At 72.2% G+C, this 25689-nt stretch carries 20 protein-coding genes and 2 pseudogenes; 7 read left to right on the forward strand and 15 right to left on the reverse strand.

All coding sequences use genetic code 11. From position 1 onward, the window contains the following. Positions 1-86 precede the first annotated feature (86 nt). On the forward strand, positions 87-827 hold the full coding sequence (locus MTF69_RS38165; protein ID WP_243341210.1) for a Sir2 family NAD-dependent protein deacetylase: 741 nt from the start codon (positions 87-89) through the stop codon (positions 825-827). 18 nt (positions 828-845) lie between these two features. Here the strand turns inward: MTF69_RS38165 and MTF69_RS38170 are convergent, their stop codons facing one another. The 7 genes and pseudogenes from MTF69_RS38170 to MTF69_RS38200 all read right to left on the reverse strand — a co-directional run. After that, positions 846-1328, reverse strand: a complete 483-nt coding sequence (locus MTF69_RS38170) for a VOC family protein (protein WP_243341212.1) — start codon at positions 1326-1328, stop codon at positions 846-848. A gap of 128 nt (positions 1329-1456) precedes the next feature. Next, positions 1457-5041: a bifunctional glycosyltransferase family 2 protein/CDP-glycerol:glycerophosphate glycerophosphotransferase gene (locus MTF69_RS38175; protein WP_243341214.1), complete on the reverse strand. Its 3585-nt coding sequence runs from the start codon at positions 5039-5041 to the stop codon at positions 1457-1459. 162 nt (positions 5042-5203) lie between these two features. Further along, complete coding sequence (locus MTF69_RS38180) at positions 5204-5578, reverse strand: hypothetical protein (RefSeq protein WP_243341215.1); 375 nt, start codon at positions 5576-5578, stop codon at positions 5204-5206. Between the two features lie 80 nt (positions 5579-5658). Then, positions 5659-6087, reverse strand: coding sequence for a roadblock/LC7 domain-containing protein (locus MTF69_RS38185; RefSeq protein WP_243341217.1), 429 nt, complete (start codon positions 6085-6087; stop codon positions 5659-5661). Between the two features lie 71 nt (positions 6088-6158). Further along, positions 6159-6935 (reverse strand): transcriptional regulator, encoded by a 777-nt coding sequence (locus tag MTF69_RS38190; protein ID WP_243341218.1) that lies wholly within the window; start codon positions 6933-6935, stop codon positions 6159-6161. Further along, positions 6932-7330, reverse strand: a complete 399-nt coding sequence (locus MTF69_RS38195) for a hypothetical protein (RefSeq protein ID WP_243341219.1) — start codon at positions 7328-7330, stop codon at positions 6932-6934. Before MTF69_RS38195 ends, MTF69_RS38190 begins: the two co-directional genes overlap by 4 nt. A 191-nt stretch (positions 7331-7521) precedes the next feature. After that, a pseudogene (locus MTF69_RS38200) lies at positions 7522-7773 on the reverse strand (helix-turn-helix domain-containing protein); the annotation flags it as partial. A gap of 103 nt (positions 7774-7876) precedes the next feature. On the opposite strand from MTF69_RS38200, the gene MTF69_RS38205 reads away from it, so the two are divergent. Beyond that, a complete protein-coding gene (locus MTF69_RS38205; RefSeq protein ID WP_243341221.1) occupies positions 7877-8773 on the forward strand; it encodes a LysR family transcriptional regulator in 897 nt (298 codons plus the stop codon). A 121-nt stretch (positions 8774-8894) separates the two neighbouring features. Here the strand turns inward: MTF69_RS38205 and MTF69_RS38210 are convergent, their stop codons facing one another. The 3 genes from MTF69_RS38210 to MTF69_RS38220 all read right to left on the reverse strand — a co-directional run bounded on the left by MTF69_RS38210 (position 8895) and on the right by MTF69_RS38220 (position 11247). Beyond that, positions 8895-9848, reverse strand: a complete 954-nt coding sequence (locus MTF69_RS38210; protein ID WP_243341222.1) for a DUF4304 domain-containing protein — start codon at positions 9846-9848, stop codon at positions 8895-8897. A gap of 59 nt (positions 9849-9907) precedes the next feature. Beyond that, the gene (locus tag MTF69_RS38215) at positions 9908-10552 is read right to left on the reverse strand and encodes a DUF6461 domain-containing protein (protein WP_243341224.1); all 645 of its coding nucleotides are present in this window, start codon (positions 10550-10552) and stop codon (positions 9908-9910) included. 122 nt (positions 10553-10674) lie between these two features. Further along, positions 10675-11247 carry a TetR/AcrR family transcriptional regulator gene (locus tag MTF69_RS38220; RefSeq protein ID WP_243341226.1) on the reverse strand — a complete coding sequence of 191 codons (573 nt, stop codon included), beginning with the start codon at positions 11245-11247 and terminating at the stop codon, positions 10675-10677. 905 nt (positions 11248-12152) lie between these two features. Here MTF69_RS38220 and MTF69_RS38225 point away from each other — a divergent pair. Further along, a pseudogene (locus MTF69_RS38225) lies at positions 12153-12821 on the forward strand (helix-turn-helix domain-containing protein); the annotation flags it as partial. A gap of 67 nt (positions 12822-12888) precedes the next feature. Here the strand turns inward: MTF69_RS38225 and MTF69_RS38230 are convergent. The 3 genes from MTF69_RS38230 to MTF69_RS38240 form a co-directional block, all read right to left on the reverse strand. Then, positions 12889-14871 carry an APC family permease gene (locus MTF69_RS38230; protein WP_243341228.1) on the reverse strand — a complete coding sequence of 661 codons (1983 nt, stop codon included), beginning with the start codon at positions 14869-14871 and terminating at the stop codon, positions 12889-12891. A gap of 67 nt (positions 14872-14938) precedes the next feature. After that, the gene (locus MTF69_RS38235; protein ID WP_243341230.1) at positions 14939-15394 is read right to left on the reverse strand and encodes a (2Fe-2S)-binding protein; all 456 of its coding nucleotides are present in this window, start codon (positions 15392-15394) and stop codon (positions 14939-14941) included. Between the two features lie 22 nt (positions 15395-15416). Continuing rightward, the gene (locus MTF69_RS38240) at positions 15417-17699 is read right to left on the reverse strand and encodes a xanthine dehydrogenase family protein molybdopterin-binding subunit (protein WP_243341232.1); all 2283 of its coding nucleotides are present in this window, start codon (positions 17697-17699) and stop codon (positions 15417-15419) included. 381 nt (positions 17700-18080) lie between these two features. Between MTF69_RS38240 and MTF69_RS38245 the strand changes: the two genes are divergently transcribed. Together MTF69_RS38245 and MTF69_RS38250 are read left to right on the forward strand one after the other, a co-directional pair. Then, on the forward strand, positions 18081-18329 hold the full coding sequence (locus MTF69_RS38245) for an SCO4226 family nickel-binding protein (RefSeq protein ID WP_243341233.1): 249 nt from the start codon (positions 18081-18083) through the stop codon (positions 18327-18329). A 244-nt stretch (positions 18330-18573) separates the two neighbouring features. Beyond that, entirely contained in the window at positions 18574-20001 is a 1428-nt protein-coding gene (locus MTF69_RS38250) for a PP2C family protein-serine/threonine phosphatase (RefSeq protein ID WP_243341235.1), read from the forward strand. A gap of 112 nt (positions 20002-20113) precedes the next feature. Here the strand turns inward: MTF69_RS38250 and MTF69_RS38255 are convergent, their stop codons facing one another. After that, entirely contained in the window at positions 20114-21592 is a 1479-nt protein-coding gene (locus MTF69_RS38255; RefSeq protein ID WP_243341236.1) for a hypothetical protein, read from the reverse strand. 230 nt (positions 21593-21822) lie between these two features. Between MTF69_RS38255 and MTF69_RS38260 the strand changes: the two genes are divergently transcribed. Next, positions 21823-22947 (forward strand): aminoglycoside phosphotransferase family protein, encoded by a 1125-nt coding sequence (locus MTF69_RS38260; protein WP_243341238.1) that lies wholly within the window; start codon positions 21823-21825, stop codon positions 22945-22947. A gap of 203 nt (positions 22948-23150) precedes the next feature. Beyond that, a complete protein-coding gene (gene kstD, locus MTF69_RS38265) occupies positions 23151-24962 on the forward strand; it encodes a 3-oxosteroid 1-dehydrogenase (protein WP_279346780.1) in 1812 nt (603 codons plus the stop codon). Between the two features lie 25 nt (positions 24963-24987). Here kstD and MTF69_RS38270 read toward each other — a convergent pair whose 3' ends face one another. Next, complete coding sequence (locus tag MTF69_RS38270) at positions 24988-25488, reverse strand: hypothetical protein (RefSeq protein WP_243341240.1); 501 nt, start codon at positions 25486-25488, stop codon at positions 24988-24990. Positions 25489-25689 lie beyond the last annotated feature (201 nt).

Genomic DNA, 25689 nt, shown 5'->3' on the forward strand with positions numbered 1-25689 from the left:
CAGGTCGTTCGTCACACATCGACGTTGGACGCCCTCGTCTCATGTCCGCAGGCGATCCCTTGGACTCATTCATCTAGAGTCGGCGTATGGGAAAGCCGCTCGTCGCAGTGTTCAGTGGGGCCGGGATGTCCACCGATTCGGGGATTCCCGACTACCGGGGGCCGCAGGGGCTGTGGCGCCGGGAGGCCGACGCCGAGAAACTGGTGACCTACTCGTACTACATGGCCGACCCGGAGATCCGGCGCCGGTCCTGGCGGATGCGCGCCGAGCTCGGGGCCCTGGGGGCGCGGCCGAACGCCGCGCACCTCGCCGTCGCCGAACTGGAGCGCACCGGGGTCCCGCTGCGGGTGATCACCCAGAACGTGGACGGGCTGCACCAGGTCGCCGGGACCCCCGCGCGCAAGGTGTTCGAACTGCACGGCACAGCGCGGTCCGTGGTGTGCACGGCCTGTCACGCCCGTACCGGGATGGACGAGGCGCTGGCCCGGGTCGCCGCCGGGGAACCGGATCCGGCCTGCCTCGGGTGCGGCGGGATCCTGAAGGCGGCGACCGTGATGTTCGGGGAGCGGCTGGACCCAGAGGTGCTTGCGCAGGCCGTCGCGGTGGCCAAGGGGTGCCAGGTATTCGTGGCCGTGGGCTCGACGCTCCAGGTGCAGCCCGCGGCCTCGCTGGCCGGGATGGCCGCGGAGGCCGGGGCCCGCCTGATCATCGTGAACGCGCAGGAGACGCCGTACGACTCCCTCGCCGACGAGGTGATCCGCGAGCCCATCGGGACGGCGCTGCCCGCCCTGCTGGCGCGGATCGCCGCGGCCGGCGCGCTGCCCTAGCCGGCCGGGCCGCCCACCTCAGCCCGCGTCGGCCGCCCGCCGCATCTCCGTCACGTCGAGCTTCTTCATCTTCATCATCGCGGCCGTCGCCCGCGCGGCCCGCCCCGGGTCGGGGTCGGAGATCAGCTCGATGGCCCCGGCCGGGATGACCTGCCAGGACAGCCCGAACTTGTCCTTGACCCAGCCGCAGGCGGATTCCTGGCCGCCGTCGCCGGTCAGCGCCTCGTAGTAGTAGTCCGCCTCGGCGTCGTCGGCGCAGTGGATCTGGAAGGAGACGGCCTCGGTGAAGGGGAACTGCGGGCCGCCGTTGAGGCCGACGAACTTCTGGCCGTTGATCTCGAACTCGACGACCATGACCTCGCCGGCGACGCCGGGACTGCCCTCCGGGTAGAGGCCGACGCGGCCGCGCTTGCCGTCCTTGAAGACCGAGAGGTAGTAGTCGGCGGCGGCCTCAGCCGCACCGTCGAACCACAGACACGTGGTAAAGGGGTTGCTCGCCATGACTGCCTCCAGCGTGCGTGGGGGTGGGGGGATCCGTCCCGCACATACAGAACAGACCGGCCCCGGCCGCGAAACTCATCGGTGGGCCGGGACCGGTCCGCATCCCGCCTGGAATGCACTCCTGTGGGTTACGCGCCGAGCATGCGATCGACGATCCGCCGGGCCGCCCGACCGTCGTCCAGGTCGCAGAACTCCTCCCGGAACGCCGCCCGCGCCCGCGCGTACTGCGCGCCCACCGCGTCCGCGTTCCGTACGGCCTCGATCAGGCTCGCCGAGTCCCTGAGCAGCGGCCCCGGGGCCTTCTCCTCCAGGTCGAAGGTGAAGCCGCGGAGCGTGTCCCGGTAGTGCTCCAGGTCGTACGCGAAGAGCAGGACCGGCCGGTCGGTGTGCACGAAGTCGAAGATCGCGGAGGAGTAGTCCGAGATCAGCACGTCGGCGACGAGCAGCAGGTCGGTGGGGTCGGGCCAGCGCGACACGTCGACGACGAACCCGTCGCGGACGCCGTCGCGCACCTGCTCGGTGACCTTGTGGTGGCCGCGGATCAGCAGGACGTGGTCCTCGCCGAGCTCACGGCGGGCCGCGTCCAGGTCGATCTTCAGGTCGAGCTTGTAGCCGGAGGCGACCGTCCAGCCGCGGCGGTTCTCCCGCCACGTGGGCATGTACAGGACGACCTTCTTGCCCTCCGGCAGGCCGAGCCGCCGGCGGACCTCCGCGATCCGTTCCGCGTCGGGCCGTATCAGCGCGTCCGTGCGCGGGCTGCCGGACTCGACGACCTCGCCGTCGTAGCCGAGAGCCCGCTTCAGGACCGGCGTGGCGTACGAGCCGGGGGACGCGAGCAGGGACCACTGGGCGCTGTCGTGCTCCAGCGCGTCCAGCACCTCGGGGCTGGTGTAGTAGTCGTGCATGAAGTCGTGGCCGATCTGCTTCAGCGGCGTACCGTGCCACGTCTGCACGACGGTCTGGCCGGGGCGGCGGCGGAAGGCGCGCGGCACGCTGTCGTTGACCACGTAGTACCGGGCCCGCGCGAGCACGTCCCAGAATTCCCGGCTGTCGTACTGGACCGCGCGGGCGGTCCGCGGGACCTCGGCGCGGCCGTCGCGCACCAGCCAGACGTGTTCGAGCTTCTCGCCGCGCCGCAGGAGTTCCTCGTGGATGGCGCGGGGCGAGTCGCCGGCGCCGTACCCCTGGAAGGCGTCGTAGACCACGATGTCCTCGACCGGGAGGGCGCTCTGCGCCGGGTACGTCACGTCGCGCGCGATCCGCTGCGCGTAGCGCGAGCGGTCGTGCGGGCCGATCATCGAGTCCGCGACCAGCACGACGCGGTCGTGGACGCGGCATTCGACGCGTATCGGCCGGCCCAGGGCGGTGACGGCGTGGGGCCCCGCGTGCAGGGCGGTCGGAGCGAACTGCAGCGGCGCGCCCCGGTCCACTGCGACCAGGCCCGCCGTGACCCCGCCCTGGGAGACGGGACGCAGTGTGGGCCACCAGCGGCCCTGCGGCAGCGGGGTGCGGCCGGCGCGGCTCTCGGGGAGTACCGGCTCGAAGGAGGCTTCGAAGGCATCGCCGGCACGGGTGACGGGGTAACTGAACTCCAGGCCGTTCTGGTTGTTGTACAGGACCAGTTCGTAGGGCTCGTCCAGGGGTGCGAGGAAGCGGCCCCGGAGCGTCAGGGCACCGTCCTCGGCCTCGACGGTGTCGATCAGCGGCGGGGAGAACTGGACCGAGAGGGTGAGGTGTCCGGTGTTGCCGCGCTTGGCGAAGAGGGACAGGCCGGGCTCCTCGCCGGGCAGCGCGACGACCAGTCCGGCGAACCCGGCGCGCTCGTCGTGCGCCAGCGGATGCTCGGAGCCGTCGGCGCCGGTCACGGACAGGGTCCACGGCTTCGGGGTCCACCCGCCGGGCGCGCCCGGGGCCCCCGCGACGGCGGCCAGAGGGGCCAGCGGCACGCGGACGGTGAAGGGGATCCGGCCGCCGGTGACGGCGGGGGCGCTCTCCAGCGGGAAGCTGAGCACGGTTCCGGTGGGGCCGTGCTTCGCACGCAGGGCGGCTCCTGCGCCGACCTCGGCGGCGAGCTCGCCCGACACCTCGACGGCTTCGCCTCCGGCCGGGCGGACGTCGAGGGCGCGGGCCCGGACGATCTCGACCCGGACGCTGAAGGTACCGGAGGTGTTCGGGACGATCCGCACGTCCGGGGCGACCCAGTGCGCCGGCGGGTTCTGTCCGCTGTCGTGCTCGCCGCCCTTGAGCCGGGCGCGGTGCAGACCTCCGGCTGCGGTGAGGACGACGGAGGTGTTCCACACGCCTTCGTTCCACTTGCCTCCCGTCCGGAAGGCCGTCGGGTCGACGACGGCCGTGAATCCAGCCCAGTCGGCGTGGCGCAGGGCGAGGTGCTCGGAGTTCACCGTGGCCATCGGGGAGGCGACCGTACGGGTGGTGACGACGGCTCGGCTGCCCTTGCGGCCCTTGCGGCCCTTGCGGTTCTGGCGGAAGACCAGCAGCTTGCGCGAGCCGAGGCGGCTCTCGGCGCCCAGGTGTCCGGGCACGGCGTAGCCGCTCAGCAGCAGTTTGCCGTCGGCCCAGCGGGCCTCCTCCACGCTACCGACGACGCGGCGTTCGGGCGGGCCGAGAGTGAGGAGCTTCGCGGGGACCGGTGCCGTGAGGAAGGGGTAGTCGGCCTGCGGGCGGGCAAGTCCCTTGACCGGCACGCTGAAGGCGAAGTCGCGCTGGTGCTGGACGAGGGCGACGAACTCCTCGATCCGGCCCTCCCCGGCGAGGTAGGCCTTGAGCCGGTCCGCGACCGCCATGTCGGGCCACGGCCCGGGTCCGATCTCCCGGACGAGGCCGCCGACCTCCCGGGCGAAGGCGGCACGGAAGTCGGCCCCCGCCTCGCCGACGTACTTGTAGATGAGCGGGAGTTCCTCGATCAGCACGTTGCGGTCGTAGTCGCGCAGGTAGCGGGTGTAGGCGGCGCCCTGCTCGCCCTGAAGGGCCTCGCGGACCAGGCGGACGGAGGCGACCCGGTCGATGACCGAGACCGGGTCGGTGGAGCGCTGGGTGATGGAGCGCTCGCCGGTTTCGCGGACGCGCCAGTGGTAGACGCACTCCCTGAGGACGTCGACGCTCTTGGCGAAGTAGTGCGCCGGGATGGAGACGGGGGCGTCCTCGTAGAGGATGCCTTCCGGGTACTGGAAGGCGTGCTCGTCCCAGAAGCTGCGCCGGTAGACCTTGTTCCAGGCGGTGCGGTCGGTGACCAGCGCCGGGAGTTTCGAGATGTGGGTCTTCAGCCGGGTCGCGCCGAAGGCGGCGCGGTGTCCCCAGGACTGCTGCATGCCGACGGAGCGGAAGCGCTTGACGTTGCCGGCGGCGAAGTCGGAGCCGGTCTCGTCGAGGGCGTCGACCATGCGCCGGTAGGCGTCCGGCGGCAGGGTGTCGTCACTGTCGACGAAGGCCAGGTACTCGGTGCCCGGGCTGATGTGGCGGGCGCCCACATTGCGGGCCGCACCGAGTCCCGCGTTCTTCTGGAGAACCAGCCGGAAGCGGTCGTCACGCTCGACGAACGCCTGGGCGAGTGCCGCACTGCCGTCGGTGGATCCGTCGTCGACAAGAACGACTTCGAAGTCACCGAATGTCTGTGCCGCGATGGATTCCAGGCACTCGTCGAGATAGAGCTCGACGTTGTAAACGGGGACGACGATACTCAGGCGCGGAAGCATGGGGGGCGAGTTCTCCAGCTTTATGGCATTCGTGACGATCAGCCGATTGCAGCATCTTACTGTGCAACGAGATGGTAAATATCGGTCGTCTCGGGACATACGTAAGAAGCCGCGGGGCGGGCGGCAATGAGTTCAGCCGCCCGCCACCTCGCCGTCATCGGATCAGACTTCGAGCTCCGCCTCGATCTTCTTCAACTGGTGCCGGGCCATGGCGAGGTTGGCCCGAGTCTTGTCGAGCGCGAGGTAGAGGAAGAGCCCCGCGGAGCCCCGGCCCTTCAGGAGCCGGATCAGGTGGTACTGGGTTCCGAGGGTGATGAGAATGTCCTCGATCTCGTCCTTCAGACCGAGCATCTCCATCGTGCGGAGTTTGGCCCGCACCACGTCGGTATTGCCCGCGGCGGCGACCGTGAGGTCGAGATCCTTTCCGCCGCCGAGGGTGCCGAGTGCCATACCGCTGCTGCAGTCGACCAGGGCGATGCCGAGCACGCCGTCGATGCTGGTGCTGGCTTCCTTGAGCGATGTCTCCACGTTGGCCATGACGTTCCTCTTTCTCTTCGGTTTCCTGGGCGCTTTCGGGCAGTGCGGTTCGGTCGGTACGGGTGTACGTGGTCGGGGGGTCAGGAACCCGGGCCCGCGCCCGGTGCCGGGCCGCGGCGGCCGAGGCTGTGGTCGATCAGCTCCGCTATGCGCAGGCTGGACCGGCGGGCTTCCAGGTGGAGCCGGCCCACGTTGACGCGCGGCTCCGCGATCAGGGTCAGTACGGCCGCGTCGCCCGCCGCGTAGGTGGCGACGTAGCCGTCCTCTCCGCGCACGAGCAGCTCGCGGAACCCGCCCTGCCCGGTGCAGTCACTGAGCCGCTGGGCCACCCCGAGGGCCGCGGCGGTCAGGGCGGCCACGGATTCCGCCTCGGTGGCGGCGCTGTCGTGGGCCAGGACCAGGCCGTCGACGCTCGCGGCGAGGGCCCCGCCCAGCTGCGGGACGCGGGCCCGCAGCCGTCGGAGCTCCGCGAGTATCTCGGCCTCGGCTTCGGCGGGCACCGTACTCATGTCGGACCTTCTCCTTTCGGACTGCCGCCGCTCGGAACGGTCGCCGCGCTGGGCGGCTCGCAGCGGGAGCCTCACAGGCTTGCCTCCAGTGCGTCGCGTAACCGGCGCAGCAATGCCACGTCCGGGGACTGCGCCTGCGTCATCCAGTCGGGCAGCGGCGCCTCCGCGGCGGCGGGTGCCGGCGCGTGCGGGGTCTCGACCAGCCCGGCCGCCGCGAGGCGTCGTACGTCGAGCAGGGTGTGGAAGGCCGGCCGGCCCAGCACCCAGGCGAGGTCCGCCGGTGTCCGTACCCCGTCGGCCCGGTCGAGGAGGATGCGCTGGCGTGCGGTGACGGTCTGGCCGGGGGCGGCGGGGCGGGGCACCACCGGGGAGGTGTCCAGCAGCGGGTAGGGCCAGACCGCGTCGAGGAGCTCCCGGCGGCGGCAGGTCTCCCGCTCGACGGCGGCGGCCGGAACGGAGCGGACGGAGCCGATCCAGTGGGTGGCCCCGCGCCGGAAGCGGGAGGGGCCGCTGCCCGGGGAGAGCGCGAAGAAGGCGGCGTCGAAGATCGCGGCGAGGTGGCATATCTCCAGCTCGCCGCCCGCGAGCCCGCCGCTGTCGACGAGGAAGCGGGCGACTTGGCGGCGGGCACCGGCCTGGTTCACGGCGTCGGTCCAGCGCTCGGGGGTGAGGCCCCCGCCGGTGGTGAGCAGGACGTCGAGTCCGGGGGTGGCCGGGCTCTCCGCGTGCACCACGCGGCCGTCCTCCAGGAAGAGGGTGCCGCGCTCGCGGAACAGGGCGCCGGTCGCCCGCTCGGCGGCGAGCCGGGTGAGCAGCGGGGAGACGGCGGCGACAGCGGCGGCGGTCACTTCAGCACCAGCTCCTCGGCCAGGGCCCGGAGTCTGTGCCGGGCGAGAGCGAGGTTGCCGTCGGTCCGGTCGAGCCACAGGTGCAGGAACACGCTGCTGTCGAAGCTGGTCTCCACGAAGCGGAGCACGTGGTACCCGGTCCGGGTGGTGACGATCAGGTCCTCCACCGGCGGCCCGGCGGCGTCCTGCGCTTCGGTCCCGCCCGGGGCGAAGGATTCGTACTCGGCGGCCGCGCGGGCCAGCTCGGCGGTCTCGGCCGCGGTGGTCTCGTGATCCCCCACCGGTGATTCCCCGGCGGTGCCGAGGGCCAGTCCGCTGCTCCAGTCGACCAGCGCGGCCCCCCTGGCACCAGGCAGGGCCATGGCTTCAAGCAGGCATTCGTCGATCCCGGGCACGCGGGCTCCCCTCCCGGCCGGACCGTGCGTGGTGCACGGTCGTACGGCGCGACAGAAGGGAACCTACTCAACTTCCACACTGCGGAAGGGCGTTCTGGCATTTTCCGCTGGAACATGCACGATGGCACGTGACAGCTTGGCCGGAACCCCACGCATTTTGATCATTACGAAGCGAGCGGCAGATCGTCCGAGAGCCGGAAGGACCCGCCCTCGCGCTGTACGTAGCCCTCGTGGCTGAGGGTTCGCAGCAGGTGGTACACGGTGGGCAACGGGATTCCGGTGAGCCGGGAAAGACGCTTGGCGGTCGCCCCGCCCTCCGCGTACATCGCCTCCACGAGCCGCAATGCCCGCTGCACGGAACCGATGAGGGTGGGTGCGGTGGTGGTGGCGCTCCCGCTGTCCGCGCCGTCCGCGCTGTCCTTCGGACTGTGTTCGGTGCCCATGAGTGGTCCCCCTGCTCCGGTACGAGGCCTGGCAAACCCATCAAAGTCGCTCACCGGCCTCAAAACCAGCGGACGCGCGTAAACCTGAGCATAAGATCAACTAATGCTCGACCCCCGGAAACTGAAGCTCCTCGTCGATGTCGCGCGCACGGGCACCATCGCGGGTGCCGCACTGCGCGCCGACGTCACCGCCTCCGCCGCCTCCCAGCAGCTGTCCGCGCTCGAACGCCAGGCCGGTTGTCCGCTGCTGGAGCGCTCCGGTCGGAGCGTACGCCTGACCGCCGCCGGGCACACCTTGGTATCCCACGCCACCCGCGTGCTCGCCGAGATCGAGGCCGCGGAGGAGGCGCTGCGCGATATCGCGGGGCTGCGCGACGGCCAGTTGCGGGTCGCCACCTTCGCCTCCGCCGCGGAGCCCTTCACGGTGCCGGCGCTGGCCGCCTTCCGGCGGACCCATCCGGGGCTCGACGTGAGCCTGACCGAGCTGGAGCCGGAGCTGGCACTGCCCTCGCTGGCGGCGGGAAGCCTCGACCTGGCGGTCACCCACCAGTACCCCCACCTCCCGGAGCCGGACCTGCGCGGTCTGCGGCAGGTGCTGCTGCGCCGGGAGAAGCTGATGCTCGCCGTTCCCCCGCACGCCAGGCCGGCGCTCGACGGGCCGGTCAGGCTCGGCGAGTTCGCCCGTACCGCCTGGGCCTCGACCACGCCCAGCACCGGCTTCCAGGCGGTCACCGAGGGGATCTGCCGGGCCGCCGGCTTCGAACCGGACATCGCCTTCCGCGCCGACAGCTATCCGATGCTGCTCTCCCTGGTCGCCGCCGATTTCGCGGTCGCGCTGGTGCCGCAGAGCGCGGCGGACCGGCGCCCGGAGATCTCCTTCCACGACATCGCCGAACCGGCCCATCTCGTACGGGACATCTACGCGACCGTCCGGACCGGGGACCGCAGCCCGGCGACCGAGTCGATGATCCGGCACCTGGCACGGCAACTCGGCGGCTGATCCCGGCCGCCGGATACGGCCCACCGGATACGGCCCACCGGACGCGGCCCACCGAATACGGCCCACCGGACGCGGGCCAACGGACGCGGGCCAACAGACGCGGGCCACCGGCCGCCGGCCGTCAGATGCGGGCCGGTGTCCAGCCTTCGATGTGCCAGGGCGCGCCGACGGTCAGTGCGTGCGGGGCGCCGGACACGGTGAGGCAGGCCTCGCGCGGGGTGCCCCGCTCGAAGGTGAGCCGCAGGGAGCCGTTGCCGGTGACCTCGGCCGTGTTGATCCGGCACAGGGCCAGTTCACCGAGGAGCGCCAGCGGATGGCCGGGGAGCGTGCTGCCCGGGCTGGTGGAGACGCGGACGTCGCCGTCGGCGGCGATGCCGACCCGGACCGAGCCGAAGAGCGGCTGCTCCAGGCGCCAGGGGGCGTCGATGACGATGCGGGCTTCCGCGTCGGTCCGTTCGTCGTGGACGGTGAGGAAGGGCGAGGCCCGGCGGCGTTCACCCGTCTCCAGTACGAGGGTGCCCTCGACGTCCACGGGCAGCGGGGTCACCCCGCTCGCCACCGGGAACGGACCGCTGTCCGCCCGCAGGCACACCGGGTCCAGGCAGTCGGGCACCGGATCCACCACGGGCCCCGGCAGCGGGGGCCGGTCGGTGACCTCGCCCCACAGCGCGGGGACGGCGTGGCGCCGCACCACGTCCGTGACCTCGTCCGCGACGCGGGCCGCGGTGCGCTCGTCGGTGATGCTCCACCAGTGGTCGTGCGGATGGCCGAGGAGGCGTCCGATCCTGGCGTGCCAGCCGACGGGGCCGATCCGGTTGGCGCTGAGCCGGGTCCCGAGCTCCGGCCGCAGCCGCCGCAGGGCCTCGTGTTCCTCGTACGGGACCGCGCGCAGGTTCACGGTGAACCTGCACTCGGCGGCCCCGGACGAAGCGCTCCGCTGGAAGCCGAGCAGCGCGTGGTCGGGCTCGGCGGCGCGGAGCCGGTACTCCAGCCCCGTGCCGGTGAAACCCGCGTCGCGCAGCGCCGGGGCGATCCGCTCGCGCAGCGTCTGGTGGAACAAGTCGGTCGCGTTCACCCCCGTAGTGTCACAAGACCACCCTCTCCGGCCAAAACCGCGCATCCCCGGCCGGGCCCCTACTGCGTGCAGGTCACGAAGGCCGGGAGCGGGGTCTCCTCGACGAGGCGGCGGGGCAGGGACAGTGCGAAGCGGTGTTCCAGTACGGCGAGGGTGAGGCGGTCTCGTTCCTCGTACGGTTCGTCCTCGGGGCGGGCGTAGCACCCGTCCGGGGTGAGGATCTTGGCCTCGACCAGCTCCGGCAGGAGGAAGTCTGGCCGGTGGCCGCCGCGCCAGTGCTCCTCGCCGATGCCGAAGCAGCAGACCAGCTCGCCGTCCCGGGCGTACGCGAACTGCTTGGGCGGGTGGTCGGGCTGCGGGTCGAGGTGCACGGCCTCGACCCCGGAGCGGGAGACCTCCGCGAGGCGCTGCGCCCCGGCGGGCACTCCGTGTTCCACGGCGAAGGACCAGCCGCCCCAGGTGCCGACCCGGGCCACCCCGTCGCCGTCCACCGTCTCGGTGACCATGCTCCACGCGTCGATGGCCCCGAGCGGCCCGGGGTGCAGGTCCGGCAGGGCGCCGAGCCGGGCGGCCAGTTCCTCGGGGCCGATGCCCCGGGCGAAGGTGAGGCTGACGTACCAGGCGTTCCAGTCCGCGAGCCACTGGATGCCGCCGTCGCAGGCGCGGGGGCCGTCGCCCGCGCCCTGCCCCGTGATGTCCGCCATTGCCACGGTCCCTTCCGCGATCTCCACGAGCCCCGCGATGCGAGCCGGTCCTGCCGGACCCCGGAACCCGGACCCCGGACCCCGGAACCCGGAACCCGGAACCCGCGCTACCGGCACGATAGTCAGTCCGCGGGCCCCTCCGGGAGGAGGCGCTCGACCATCGTGTCGATGAGCCCCCCAGCCCCGTGGAGGGGATGGGGCTCCAGCAGTCCGGGCACGGTGAGGTCGTCCACGATCAGCCCGAGCATGGCCAGGTAGATCAGGACCACGCCCTGCCGGTCCCCCGGCAGTCCCGCCTCCAGGTGCCAGGCGATGTTCGCCTCCAGTTCGGCGCCCAGGAAGCCGGCCAGTGCCTCCTGGAGTTCGGGCCGCCGGGTGGCCTCCAGGCGCAGTTCGAGCATCGCGGTGTGGACGCTGCGCTCGCGGCGCATGCGCTCCAGCAGGCGGTGCAGCAGCACCTTCGTGTCGAACGGGCCCGTCAGGTCCGCCGGGTCGGGGGTCAGCCGCTCGCGGGTGCGGTGCAGGATCTGCACGAGGAGCTGGGCGCGGTTGGCGAAGTAGTTGGAGGAGGTGCCGGTCGGAACCCCGGCCTCCGTGTCCACCGCGCGCAGGGTCAGCCCCCGTGAGCCCTCGCGGGCGAGGACTTCGATGGCGGCGTCGAGCAGCGCGGCGCGGCGCTCCGGGTTCTGGCGCATGGGTGGATCCCTGACGATGTGGACACGGCGTGCTCCGCGGCACGCACCGCGACGTGGTCCGGCACCGCGCGACCGGTGCGGCGGCCGCCGGTACGTGCTGTCGGTATGACCGCCGCATACACTGCACGCTCTCGCTGTCAGTGCTTCGGACACGCTAAGACTTGATCCGTTGTTCCCGCAGGGATGACGGATTGCAGCCGGGGCGGTTCCTGGGCTGTCCGGCGTGGTCGCCCGGGGGCGGCTCATCCGGGGTCGCTCAGGGCGCTGGTCCGGCATTCGGGGAGCAGAGGCACAACGCAGACGCTGTACTGCCGCGTGATCCGTACCGGCAAGCCGGGGACAGACACGATGCGGTTGACTCCCACAGGGCGTCTTCTCGCCCTATCCCATACGGGACTCGGCGATCGTACCGGAATTACGGAACACCTCTCACCTCTTAGCGGACACGGCACCGTCGCAGCCCTCCCCAGCGCCCCCTCCCTCGTGCCACCCTGCCCGTCATGGAGCGGATCATCGGGGAGATACGCGAGGACCTGGACCGCCGGATCGCCGTCGCCGCCGAGCGGCTCGCCGACCGGGCACCGGACGGGGATCCGGCCTGCGCCGTCTACGTCGCCCTGCTCGGCCGGGCCGCCCTGCGCGAGCGGGTCCACCACCTGCTCCGCCAGGCCGTCGACGGTCTTCTCCGCGAGGCCCGCGGCCTGCCGCCCGAGCTCGGCGAGGCGCGCGCCGACGGCGAGCTCCGCGCCCGGCAGGGGCTGCCGCTCGACTCCCTGCTGCGGGTGTACCGGCTCGGCGGCCGGCTGCTGTGGCAGCTCCTGACCGAGGCCGTCGCCGCCCGGGACCGGGCGGCGCTGCCCCGGCTGCTGCCCGGGGCGCCCGCCCTGTGGGACGTGGTCGACCGGATGGCGGACGCGGCGGCCGATTCCTACCGCCGGGCCGAGGCCGTGCGCGGCGACCGCGAGCGGGAGCTGCGGGGGGCCCTGCTCGACGCCCTGCTCGACGGCGGTGGTCCGGCGGGCCGGTCCGCCGAGTCCGCGCGCAGGCTCGGACTGCCGGAGCGCGGACGGTTCGCCGTGGTGGTCCTCGATGCCGGAGACGGGGCGTGGACGGCCCCGGACGGCGGCGCCCCGCGGGTGCTGTGGCGGATCAGGGCCGACGGGGAGACCGGCCTCGTCGAGCTGGGCGGGCTGCCACTCGCCTCCGTGACCGATCTGCTCGCGCCCCTCGGCTTACGCGCCGGGGTGAGCCCGGTGGTGGAGACCCCGGGCGAGCTGGCCGGGGCCCGCCGGCTGGCCGTCCTCGCGCTGCGCGCGGCGCCGGGGGCGGACGGGCCGCACACCGCCCTGCTGGACGAACGGCTCCCGGCGGCGCTGGTCGCGGCCGAGCCCGAACTCGCGGGCCGGCTGCGTCAGGTGGTGCTGGGTCCGGTCCTGGCGCTGGCCCCGGAGGACCGCAGGGTCCTGCTGACCACCCTGGGGACCTGGCTGACCTGCCGGGGCTCGACCACGTACGCCGCACAGCGGCTGTACTGCCACCGCAACACCGTCTCGAACCGGCTGCGCCGGCTGGAGCAGCTCACCGGCCGCTCGCTGGCCGATCCCGCACACGTCGTGGAACTGGCGCTGGCCCACGCCGCGGTCACCCAGCGCCCGGCCGGGTCCCCGCCTGCTCCTGCCGGTCCCCCTCCCCCGGATCCCCCTCCTGTGCGGGCTTCGCGGACTCCAGCAGGTACGGCACGTCGATCACCGCGACCCCGGGCGTGAACAGCAGGCGTGCCTTGAGGCGCAGCGCGATCTGGTTGTGCAGGGGCTGTTCCCACCAGTGCCCGACCACGTACTCGGGGATCACCACGGAGAGCATGTCCGTGCCCTCGGCGGCCGCCTGTTCCTGTACGTAGGCCAGCACGGGCCCGACCACCTCGCGGTACGGGGAGTGCAGCACCTTGAGCGGGATGCCGGGGTCGTGGTCCGCCCAGGCCGCGCGGAGGCGGTTCGCGTCCTCCTCGTCGGCGGCCACGGAGAGGGCCGTCAGGGTGTCTGGGCGCAGGCCCATCGCGAAGCCGAGGGCCTTGAGGGTCGGCGCGTGGACGGCGGCGACGAGGACGACGACGTGGTGGCGGGCGGGCTTGCGGGGTTTGACCCCGGGGGCGACGGCGACTTCCCGGGCCACGGTGTCGTAGTGGCGGCGCACGCCCTTCATCCCGAGGAAGAGCAGCGGCATGGCGATGACGACGAGCCAGGCCCCGTGGGTGAACTTGGTGATCAGGACGATGACAAGGACCACGGAGGTCATGACGGCGCCGACCGCGTTGATGGCGAGCCGGCGGTGGATGTGGATCCGCTCCTCCTTGCGGGTCTCCGGGGAGGCGAGCTCCTGCTGCCAGTGCTTGACCATGCCCGCCTGGGAGAGGGTGAAGGAGACGAAGACGCCGATGATGTAGAGCTGGATGAGACGGGTCAGCTGGGCGTCGAAGGCGATGATCAGGGCGATGGCGGCGAGCGCCAGCAGGACGACGCCGTTGGAGTAGACGAGCCGGTCGCCGCGGTTGAAGAGCTGGCGCGGTACGTACCGGTCCTTGGCCAGGATCGAGGCGAGCATCGGGAAGCCGTTGAAGGCGGTGTTCGCGGCGAGGATCAGGACGCCGGCCGTGACGGCCTGGAGCAGGTAGAACAGGACGTGCCAGTCGCCGAAGGTGGCTCTGCCGATCTGCGCGAGCGCGGTGGACATCGGGGTTCCGGGGGCCAGGCCCAGCTCGGTCGGGTCCGCCGCCACGTGCACCTTGTAGGACATGGCGAGGAAGGTGATCCCGGCGAACATGGTGACGGCGAGCACGCCCATCGCGGCGAGGGTGGTCGCCGCGTTCCTGCTCTTCGGCTTCTCGAAGGCGGGCACGCCGTTGCTGATGGCCTCGACGCCCGTGAGCGCGGTGCAGCCGGAGGCGAAGGCCCGGAGCGCGAGGAGCACGACCGCGAGGCCGGCGTAGTTGCCCTCCGCGCTGATCGGCAGCGCGGCGGATTCGGCGCGGATCGTGTCGCCGGTCGCGAGGCGGTAGGCGGCCACGGCGAACATCAGGTAGATGACGAGGACGAAGCCGTAGGTGGGGACGGCGAAGACACGGCCCGATTCCCGTACGCCGCGCAGGTTCATGAGGGTCAGCAGCACCACGAAACCCACCGACAGGGGGACTTCGTGGTCGGAGAGCGACGGGATCGCGGAGGTGATGGCGGAGACGCCGGAGACCACCGAGACGGCGACCGTCATGACGTAGTCGACGAGCAGGGCGCTCGCGGCGGTGAGGCCGGCGGTCGGGCCGAGGTTCGTGGAGCTGACGATGTAGGCGCCGCCGCCGCCCGGATAGGCGTAGCAGGTCTGGCGGTAGGAGGCGACGACGACCACGAGCAGGAACACGATGGCGGCGGCCGCGTACCAGGCGAGGTGGAGCAGCGCGACCCCGCCGAGGGCGAGGATCAGCAGGATCTCCTCGGTGGCGTAGGCCACGGAGGAGAGCGGGTCGCTGCAGAAGATCGGGAGCGCGAGCCGCTTGGGCAGCAGGGTCTCGCCCAGGCGCGCGGTGTCGAGCGGTTCGCCGACGAGCACGCGTTTCGCATTGATACGCCTCATTCAGGCATGATCAGCCAAAAGCATGTCGTTTCGCCCTATATAGACCCTGTGTCATGGGGTGAACCGCCTACATCTTCGCCGCCGCGCTGCGGATCGCCTCCCGGATGCGGAAGTAGGTGCCGCAGCGGCAGATGTTGGCGATCGCGTCGATGTCCTCGTCCGTGGGCGTGCTCGTCCGCTTCAGCAGGGCGACGGCCGCCATGATCTGGCCGGGCTGGCAGAAGCCGCACTGGGCGACGTCCTGTTCGAGCCAGGCCTCCTGCACCGGGTGCAGGTCCTCGCCGTCGGCCAGTCCCTCGATCGTGGTCACCGTCTTCCCCGCGCACGCGGAGACCGGCACCACGCACGGGCGGACGTCCACCCCGTCGAGGTGGCTGGTGCAGGCCTTGCAGACGTCCACTCCGCAGCCGTATTTGGGGCCGCGTACGTTCAGCATGTCGCGGAGCACCCACAGCAGGGGCAGATCGTCGGGCGCGTCCACGGTGACGCTCTGCCCGTTGACGGTGAAGGTGTGCGAGGGCACGGCTCGGCTCCTGGCTGGCTGGCTAGCGCGGGTACGGGGTGAAGTCGACGTCGAAGTCGAGGGGGAAGCTGCGCGGCTTGGTGCCGGTGGCCCGGGCGTAGGCGTTGGCGATCGCGCCCACGGCGGCGGGCAGGCCCAGCTCACCGGCCCCGCCGGGCTCGGTTCCGGTCGCCGGGAGCACGAAGACGCGTACGTCCTTCGGGGTGTCGCGCTGCTGCGCCCAGTGGAACTGGCTGTAACTGCCCTCCAGCGGGAGCCCCTTGTCCAGGTGCAGGCCGGCCTTGAGCGTGGTGGAGATCGCGTCGGTCAGAGCGCCGATCATCTGGGCCTCCAGACCGCGCGGATTGACGGGCAGGCCCACGTCGACGGCGATGACCGCCTTCGTGACGCGGATGTGCTCCGGGTCCCTGGTGTCGATCTCGACCAGGCAGGCCGTCCGGGACTTGTACTCCTCGTGGAAGGCGATGCCCTGGGCGCAGCCGGCCGGCATGGCCCGGCCCCAGCCCCCTTCGGTGGCCGCCTTGTCGAGTACGGCGCGCTGGGCGGCCGTCTTCAGGAAGGTCCGGCGGAACTGGTACGGGTCCCGGCCGGTCGCGGCGGCCAGCTCGTCCACCACGATCTCCTCGGCACCGCGGGTGTTCGCGGAGTACACCGACCGCCAGGACCCGGTGGGCACCCCGGTCGGGACCTCGGTGAGCGCCTGGGTGGTGAGCCCGAAGTGGTACGGGGACTTGATCGTGGTGAGGAACAGCGTCTGCGCGAGGGTGGCGTTGCCGATGCCGAGCGGGAGGCTGGCGGCGGTGGCGGTGATGATCTCGCCGAGTCCGTGCCGGAAGTCGGTCTCCGCGGCGGCGACCCGGTGTTCGAAGCTGAGCACCTCGCCCAGCAGGTGCGTCGCCCGGATCTTGTGGTGGGTGGCCGGGCGCATCCGGCCGTGCCGGGTGTCGTCGATCCTGGTCCACATCAGCCGGACCGGACGGCGGCAGGCCTTGGAGATCCGGGCCGCTTCCAGGGCGGCGTCGAAGAACAGCCGGCGGCCGAAGGATCCGCCGGCCTGCACCACGTGGACGGTGACCTTGTCGAGGGGCAGGCCGAGGGTGGCGGCGATCGTCTCGCGGGCCACGATCGGCGATTTGAGCCCGGACCAGATCTCCGCGCGGTCCTCGCGCACGTCGGCGACGGCCGAGTTGGTCTCCATCGGGGCGTGGCTGACGAAGGCGAAGTCGAACTCGGCGTCCACGTGCGGGGTGAGCAGCGGCGGCACGAGCAGCGGCGGGGTGGCGGCGCGCAGCTTCGTACGCACGGCCGCGTCCGAGAGCTGGTCGGCCGGGCCCGGGCCCCAGGTGACCTGGAGGGCGGCCTTGGCATCGAGGGCCTGGCCGAAGGTCTCGGCGACGACGGCGACCCCGGTGGCGACGGTGACCACGTGCAGCACGCCGGGCATGGCCCGGACGGCGTCCAGGTTGGCGACGGAGCGGACGCTGCCGCCGAGGGTGGGCGGGCGGCGGACCACGCAGGGCTTGGCCCCGGGGACGTCCAGGTCGAGGGTGTAGCGCTGGGCCCCGGTGACCATGGCGCGGGCGTCGATCCGGCTGGTGGGCTTGCCGACCAGGGCGTGCTTCGCCGTCGGCTTGGGGGTGGCGCCGAGGACGATGAGGGCGGGGTCGGCGGCGGCCGCGGCGAGGGAGCCGTAGGCCGCGGTGCGGCCGTCGGGGGCGCGGACGGCGCCGTTGGCCGTGGTCAGGGTGGACGCCGGGAGGCTCCAGCGCACGGCGGCGGCCGCGACCAGCCGGGCCCGGGCGGTGGCGGCGCACTGGCGGACCGGGCCGTAGAGGGAGCGGATGGAGTTGGAGGATCCGGTGAGCTGATTGAAGAGCAGCTCGGGGCGCGCGTCGTCCAGTTCGACCCGTACGGCGGCCAGCGGGGCGTCCAGTTCCTCGGCGACGAGCATCGCCACGGCGGTGGTGAGGCCCTGGCCGACCTCCTCGCGGGGCAGCCGGAAGCGGATCGTTCCGTCTGCCTCCACGGCGAGCGCGAGCAGGGCCGAGGTGGGGGCGCCGGCCAGGATGAACAGGTCGCCGAGGTCCACCAGGTCCGCGATGGCGGGCAGCGTCGGGATCACGGCGTGCGCGGACTGCGGGGCGAGGAGGTCGGCGCCGGCGCGCGTGACGAGGGCGAGGGTCGGAGCGGCGACCAGATAGGTGAGGAAGGACCGCCGGCTCGGCCCGTGGCTCCGGCCGTCGGTCGGCGCGTGGCTCTGGCCGTGGCTCTGGCCGTCGGCTGGCGCGTGGCTCTGCCCGGTCATGTCGTTGTGTCCCCACCCTGCGCGCGGCCCGCCTCAGCGAGCCTCCCCGGCTCATTACCGGCACGTAGAGTAGCGATCCGGGGGGCTGGGGGGAAGTCCGGATCAACCGCCGGACGGAATATCGGACATACCGTCAGCCGGGCCGCAGAGCAGGACGGACAGCGGCAGCCGGAGCACGGTGTCCTTCGTTCGGGGGGTACCGGCCCGGTCGTGTTGATCCGGGTCCTGCGTCGTCTTTCGCCGGTACACCTGCGGGCGGTCCTCGCACACCTCGGCCGTACGATCGATCACCCTCGTCCGAAAGGCCGGTTTCCGGCCGCGGGCGGACGATGGAAAAAGGACGGCAGTGCCACACCGCGCAGATGGAGGAGGTGTGCGGCAGTGACGAAGTACATGGACGTCCACTACGGCATGACCGGCATCACGGCGGAGCAGCTGAAGGCCGCCCACAACGCCGACCTGGCCATCGAGAAGGAAGAACGCGTGCACTTCGAGCGCGCCTGGGCCGACCCCGCGTCCGGCACGGTCTACTGCCTCTCCGAGGCGCCGTCGGCGGAGGCGGTCCAGCGCATCCACGAGCGCACGGGGCACCCCGCCAGCGAGATCCACCCGGTACCGCTGACCGTGTGACGGCCCGGGAACCGCAAGGGCCGGCGGGGTTTCCGCGCCGGCCCTCCGGCATGGGCTGACCGGATTCGTTCGCACACTCCAGGAGGGCCGGAAGGCCGCAGGCATATGCCCGATGCAAGTCCGCCACAGATGTTGCCAAACGCCTTACAGCCCGTCGCCGGCTGTGCAACAGTCGTAACCGGCCCTTCCTTCAGAACCGGTCCCTCCTCAGACTTGGCCGTGCCGCGCCTGTATCGGAGTTCAGATGCCGTCCCACCTGTACGCGGACCGCCCCGCGCAACCCCCCGAGCCAGGGTCGGTGGACGCGCTGATCTCGCAGACCCGACAGCTCCGGGGAGAAGTCGACGCCGTCCGCCGCGACACCGTCGTCGACGACGACGACGCGCAGGGCCGCTGGCAGCGCGCACTGTGTGATCTCGCCGTCCACCACCTCGACGACCTCCGCGCGCACCTCGGCCAGCTCAAGGAGGGCCTGCCGCCCGCCTCGCCCGAGTCGGCCGCGCTGCCGCAGGCCGCCCCCGAAACGGGGGCCGAGGCCCAGCAGACCAGGGTCGGCAGTGCCGAGTGGAACCTCCTGACCGACGAGGTCAGTTGGTCGGACGAACTCTTCCAGATCTTCGGCCGCTCCCCCGAGGCCGGCGCGCTGCCCCTCGACGAACTGGGGTCCACCCTGTTCTCCGAGGACCAGCCGCTGCTGACCGCGATGGTGACCGCCTGCCTGGTGGACGGCAAGCCGATAGACGGCGAGTTCCGCATCGTCCGGGCCGACGGCCGGGTCCGGACGCTGCACATGAGGGGCGAGCCGGTACTCGACTCCGACGGCTGCACGGCCTCCATGTGGGCCGTACTGCGGGACGTGAGTGAACTGCGCCGGAGCCAGCGGGCGGTGCGCGAGTCCCGGGACTCGCTGCAGCGCCGGCAGGAGATCGCGCAGACCGAGCGCCGGCTGGCGGTCGAGCTGCAGGAAGCCGTGCTCCCCCCGTGGCGCGGCTCCCTGCGGTTCCCGCACGACAACACCAGGGCGCTGGACGTCGCCGCGCACTATCTGCCCTCCGCGACCAGCGCGCTCATCGGCGGGGACTGGTACGACGCGCTCGAACTCCCGGGCGGGAACTCGATGCTGACGGTGGGTGACCTCACCGGGCACGGGGTGACCGCGACCTCCGGCATGGCGATGATGCTCGGCGCCCTGCGCGGGATGGCCATGGCCGGCATCGAGCCCGGCCCGCTCATGGGCTGGCTCAACCAGCTCCTGGAAACCTCCGTCCAGCCCGCGCTGGGATCCGCGGTGTGCTGCCGCTACGATCCCGCGCGCCGCGTGCTGTCCTGGGCCCAGGCCGGCCACCCCGCCCCGCTGCTGTTCCGGCGCGGCCAGGGCCGTTCGCTGCTGCCGCCCGAGGGCGTCCTGCTGGGAGCGACCTCGGGCGCCACGTACGGCCAGGCCGAGGAGCGGCTCGAGATCGGCGACGTGCTCGTCCTGCACACCGACGGACTGACGCCGCGCAGCATCGAGTTCAGCAAGGCCGACGGGACCGAACGGCTGCTGGCACTGGCACCGCACTTCTCCGCCGCCCGGTCCGCACAGGACTGCGTGCGCCTGGTGATCGGGGAGTTCGGAGAGGGCGAGCGCGAGGACGACGCCTGCGTCCTGGTGGCCCGGATCGGCTCGTAGCGAGCGGCGGGCAGCAGGCACGTAGGCAGCAGGCAGTAGACGCTTCGCGGGACTCAGGGCCGCGCCGGAAGGCGCGGCCTTTCCCGTCCCCGGACCCCGGCGGCCACCGGTCTCAAACCGACCGTGCCACGGGACTGTTCGGGAGGGCCAGCTTGATCTCCTCGCGGAGTTCCTCGATGCCGGCGAATCCGGAGTAGTGGCCGGTCAGCCGGTACATCTCGCGCAGCCGGTCCCATGTCCGGTGCGAGGAGGTCTCGTTCATCGAGACCAACGCCAGACGGGCGTAGCGGTCGGCCTGCTCCGGGTCGTCGGCGATGAAGCAGGCGGAGGCCATCGAGATGTAGTCGAAGATCTTCGAGCGCTGGTGGCCGTCGGCCCGCAGCCGCAGGGCCTCCTTCGCGTGCTGCTGCGCGATGGTCGCCGCCGAGGGATCGTGGTCGGCGAGGGTACGGAAGGCCAGCGCCTGCATGCCGTGCAGATCGGCCTCGTCGAAGTGCTGCATCCAGGACGGCGGCGGCACGTCACCCGAGGTGGACACGAACAGGTCCTCGGCCTCGCCCAGGGTGCGGCGCATGGCCTGCCCCTTGCCGAGCGCGGCCTGCGCCCAGGCCTCGATGGTGTGGAGCATGGCGCGGGTCCGGGGCAGGGTCTGCTCGCCGGAGCCGGACTGTGCCAGCTTCATCAGGTCGAGGGCCTCGTTCGGCTTGCCCAGGTGGACCATCTGCCGGGCCGCGCGGGAGAGCGCCTCCCCCGCACGCGGCCGGTCGCCGCCCTCGCGGGCCGCGTGCGCGGCGATGACGAAGTACTTCTGCGCGGTGGGCTCCAGGCCCACGTCGTGGGACATCCAGCCCGCCAGGACCGCCAGGTTGGCCGCCACCCCCCAGAGCCGGCGCTGGAGGTGGTCGGGGTGGTGGTACGCGAGCATGCCGCCCACCTCGTTGAGCTGCCCGACCACGGCCTTGCGCTGGAGGCCGCCGCCTCTGGAGGCGTCCCAGGCGCGGAAGACGTCCACCGAGCGCTCCAGCGCCTCGATCTCCTGGGAGCCGATGGGCGCCGCCTCGTAGCGGTCGTAGCCCGCGGAGTCGGCCTGGAAGGCGTCGGTGTGGCGCGCGTCCTTCGCGCGGGCGGGGTCGGTGTGGAGCCAGTCGTGCATGGCGTTGCCGATGGCTGAGCCGGCGGTGAGCGCGGCACCCGCGCTCATCAGACCGCGACGGTTGAGCATGAGGTCCATTCCCGTGAATTCGGTGAGGACCGCGGCTGTGCGTTCGGGCGCCCAGGGCATTCCGTCGGGGTTCTCCTGCTCCCCGTCCGGCTGCCTTTTGGCGGTGCGCCGTTGTCGTACGAACCCGAGGTCCTCGATGGTCACGACACGACCGAGCCGCTCGGTGAACAGTGCTGCCAGTACCGTGGGCACCGGTTCGCGCGGGGTTTCCCCCATGTCGATCCAGCGCCGCACCCGCGAGGTGTCGGTGGCCAGCTGGTGGTGACCCATCGAGGCCGCCTGCCGGTTGACCATCCTCGCCAGTTCGCCCTTCGACCAGCCGGCCAGGCCGAACAGGTCGTTCAGACGGGTGTTTGGACCTTTGCTCACGTCAAGCCCCCAGGTTCTCGGCTGAGTTGACAGTAACCCCCCGTCAGATGCCGAGCGACTATTCGCCAGGGTTCGCCAGGGCACGCAATGTGGTCCGCCACCCACGCCCGGGTGTCAGGTAGGAATGCGCCTCCCCGACCCGGTCACCGGCGGAACTCCCCAGGGTGATGCACGGGATCCGGCGGGGCGGCGTACGCAACTCGTCGGCGCACGAAGGGATCCGTAACGCCATGTACGCAGCCACGTCCTCCGTGTCCGCCCCGGTCCGGCCGCACCGCACGCTCCCCGCGGGCGGCGGCCCCTACCTCGAACCCGGCCGCCCCGCGGCCCCGGCGCAGGGCGCCGTACGGGCGCGGCGGATGCCGGGAACCGGATCGCAGCCGCTCAGCGGGAGAATCGACCTGTCGGGTCCCCAAGGGGCGCAGCTGCGTACCGCACTCGCCTCCGTGCAGCGCATCTGTCCGGAGTTCGCGCCGGTCCAGGTACTGCGCCGCAGCGGCCGGTCGGTCCTGCTGGTGGGAACCACCGGACGGATGACGGCCGTCGCGAAGGTATTACTGGATCACTCGCCCGAGTGGCGCGAGCGGTACCGGCACGAAATAGCGACGTACCGGACGTTCGTCCGGCACCGCCCGCAGGTCCGGGTGCCGCGGCTGATCGCCGCCGATCCGGAGAACTGCGTACTGATCGTCGAGCGGATGGCCGGCCGGGTCGCCGCGCTCCAGCGGCATCCGGTGGAAGCCCCGCCGCGGGCCGACCTGCGGGCGGCGCTGGGAGCCGTGCGCCAGGTCAACGGCTGGCGGCCCGCCGACGAGCTGTTCGGGCGGCCTCTGGACTACGACCGGCGGATCGCCCGGGACTACCAGCTGGGCCTGCTGACCGACCGTGACTTCGGCGATCTGCAGAAGCTGCTGCACGGCGTGAAGCTGTCGGGCAACCCCTGGCAGTTCAACCACGGCGACGCGCTGCTGTCGAACCTGCTGCTGTCCCCGACGGGTCCCGTGCTCCTCGACTGGGAGCACGCGGGCTGGTACCGCCCGGGCTACGACCTCGCCACCCTGTGGACGGTACTGGGCGACGCCCCGGCCGCACGCGCCCAGATCAGCCGACTGGCGCAGGCGGCCGGACCGGCCGCGCGGGACGCGTTCCTGGTCAACCTGATGCTGGTGCTGACCCGGGAGATCCGGATGTCGGAGACGGCCGTGCAGCGCTCGATGCTGGCGGTCACCCCGACGCAGGCGCTGCCGGCGGGCGCCCTGTCCTCGGGCGAGGAGCAGCGGCTGCTGCTGCGCCGCCTGCACGACGACGCGGGCATGGCCCGCAGGGCGGTCCGAGCGGCGGTGGGCACGCGCTGACCCGCGCCGCGCACCGCGCGGTCGCCCACGAAATCCCGTGCCGCACACACCCGGTGTGTGCGGCACGGGATTTCGCACGTCCGGGCCGGGAGCGCAACCGGCGCGTATGCCTTGACTTCACATGATCCCCCGAAGACCTTTTCTGACTCAGCATCAGAATGCTGGATCCGTCCCCTCACCCCCCTCTCCGCTGGAGCCTGCCCATGACCGCGAGAACCGCCTCCGCAGCGAGTTCCGTACCGAGATCCGAACCGAGTTCCGCCCTCCCCTCCCGCCGGGCGGTCCTCGCCGGCGCCGGTGCCGGGGCACTCGCCGCCACCGTGCTGCCGGCCGCCGTCGCGCATGCCGTGGACGGGCCCGCGCTCGGCGAGTACGACGTCGTCGTGGTCGGCTCCGGAGCCTCCGGGATGACCGCCGCGCTCACCGCGGCCAAGCGGGGCCTGAGCGTGCTCGTGGTCGAGAAGGCCCCGACCTTCGGCGGTTCGGCCGCCCGGTCCGGCGCCGGGATCTGGCTGCCCAACAACTCGGTGATCCTGGGCGCGGGCGTCCCGGACACCCCGGCGAAGGCGGCGCAGTACCTGTCGGCCGTGGTCGGCGACGGCTCCTCCGCGGACCGGCAGGCGGCCTTCCTGGCCAACGGGCCCCGGATGCTGGACTTCGTGATGGCCAACAGCCCGCTGCGCTTCCGTTTCATGGACGGCTACAGCGACTACTACCCGAACCTCCCCGGGGGGCTCCCGAACGGCCGCTCCATCGAGCCGGACCAGATAGACGGGAACATCCTCGGCCCCGAACTGGCCCACCTGAACCCGGCGTACATGCCCGTGCCGGCCGGAATGGTGGTGTTCAGCCAGGACTACAAGTGGCTCAACCTCGCCGCCGTGAGCGCCAAGGGGCTCGCGGTGTCCACGGAATGCCTGGCGCGCGGTACGGCGGCCGCGCTGTGCGGGCAGAAGCCGCTGAGCATGGGCCAGGCCCTGGCGACCGGCCTGCGGGCCGGGCTGCTGCAGGCCGGGGTCCCGGTGTGGCTGAACAGCCCGCTCGTCGACCTGGTCCAGGAGGGCGGCGCGGTCACCGGCGTCGTCGTGGAGAAGGCGGGCGTACGGGGCGTGGTGCGGGCCCGCAAGGGCGTGGTCATCGGCTCGGGCGGCTTCGAGCACAATGCCGAGATGCGGGCCCAGTACCAGCAGCAGCCGGTCGGCACCCAGTGGTCGGTCGGCGCGAAGGAGAACACGGGCGACGGGATCCGGGCGGGCCAACGGGCCGGTGCGGCGCTGGCGTTGATGGACGACGCCTGGTGGGGCCCGTCGATCCCGCTCCCCGCCGAGCCCTACTTCTGCCTGGCCGAACGCACCCTGCCCGGGGGCCTGATGGTCAACGCGAAGGGCGCCCGATTCGTCAACGAGGCGGCCCCGTACAGCGATGTGGTGCACGTGATGTACGAGAAGGACCGGGGCACCACCGGCTCGCACATTCCGGCCTGGCTGATCGTGGATCAGAACTACCGCAACAAGTACCTGTTCAAGGACATCCTGCCGACGATCGTCTTCCCCGACTCCTGGTACCAGGCGGGCGCGGCGAAGAAGGCGTGGACCTGGGACGCTCTCGCCCACCAGATCGGGGTGCCGGCGGCCGCCCTGCGTTCCACGCTCAACCGGTTCAACGCGCAGGCGTGGAACGGCACCGACCCCGACTTCCACCGGGGGGACAGCGCGTACGACCACTACTACACGGACCCGGGCGTGACGCCGAACTCCTGCCTGGCCCCGATCTGGGCGCCGCCGTTCTACGCCTTCAAGATCGTGCCGGGTGACCTGGGCACGAAGGGCGGCATCGTCACGGACGCCCGGGCCCGCGCGCTGCGCGCGGACGGATCCGTGATCCGGGGCCTGTGGGCGGCGGGCAACGCGAGTGCGGCCGTGATGGGGCACAGCTATGCGGGGGCCGGGTCGACGATCGGTCCCGCGATGACCTTCGGCTACGTGGCCGCCAACGACATCGCGGACGGCGCGTGACCCCGGCGGGACGGGCCCGCCCGGACTAGCCCTGCTGGAAGAGCTCGGCCGGGAGCGGCTTCAGCAGCGCGTAGAGATCGTCCGTGATCGGCCGGTCCCAGCTCGCGATGGTGACCAGCACGTTGTCACTGCGGTCGAACTGCACGCAGCTGATCCGGCTCTCGGAGAGCTTGACCTTCCGGACGATGAGGAGGTTGTCGCCCTGCATGACGGGGCAGTCCTCGGCACCGGTGACCTCGACGTCCTCGTCGTTCTCGAGGGCGTCGAGGAGCTGGGCCACCTCGAAGGGGACCTGGCCGTCGGAGAGGTCGCGCGCGGGGGAACCCTCGGGGAGGTTTCCGATGATCATCGCGGGGCCGCGACCGCCGAACAGGTCGTAGCGGAGGAAGACACCCTGGCAGCTGCCGTCGGGCGCGGGCAGCAGCCCGGCCCCGAGATTGCCCGGCCAGTCCCCCGGGTCCATGGCCAGGACGTCGAAGTCCGGGCCGGCGGGTGTGGCGGCGCGGTGGCGGCGGAGGAAGGACATGCCGCCATGGTACGTGCCCCGCCACGTTTCCCGGCCCTCCACCCCCCGACCGGGGCCCCGGCTGCAGATGCCCCGCTGCGCGCAGCGAAGCCCCCGCAGCAACCCTTCCCGCCGCCCGGGGCAAAGTCCCCACAGCAACCCTTGCCGCTACGCGGGGCAGAGTCCCCTACCCGCCCTTCGCCCGTTCCCTGGGGCTCCGCC

The sequence above is a fragment of the Streptomyces sp. AP-93 genome (assembly GCF_022808175.1).
Classification (GTDB): domain Bacteria; phylum Actinomycetota; class Actinomycetes; order Streptomycetales; family Streptomycetaceae; genus Streptomyces.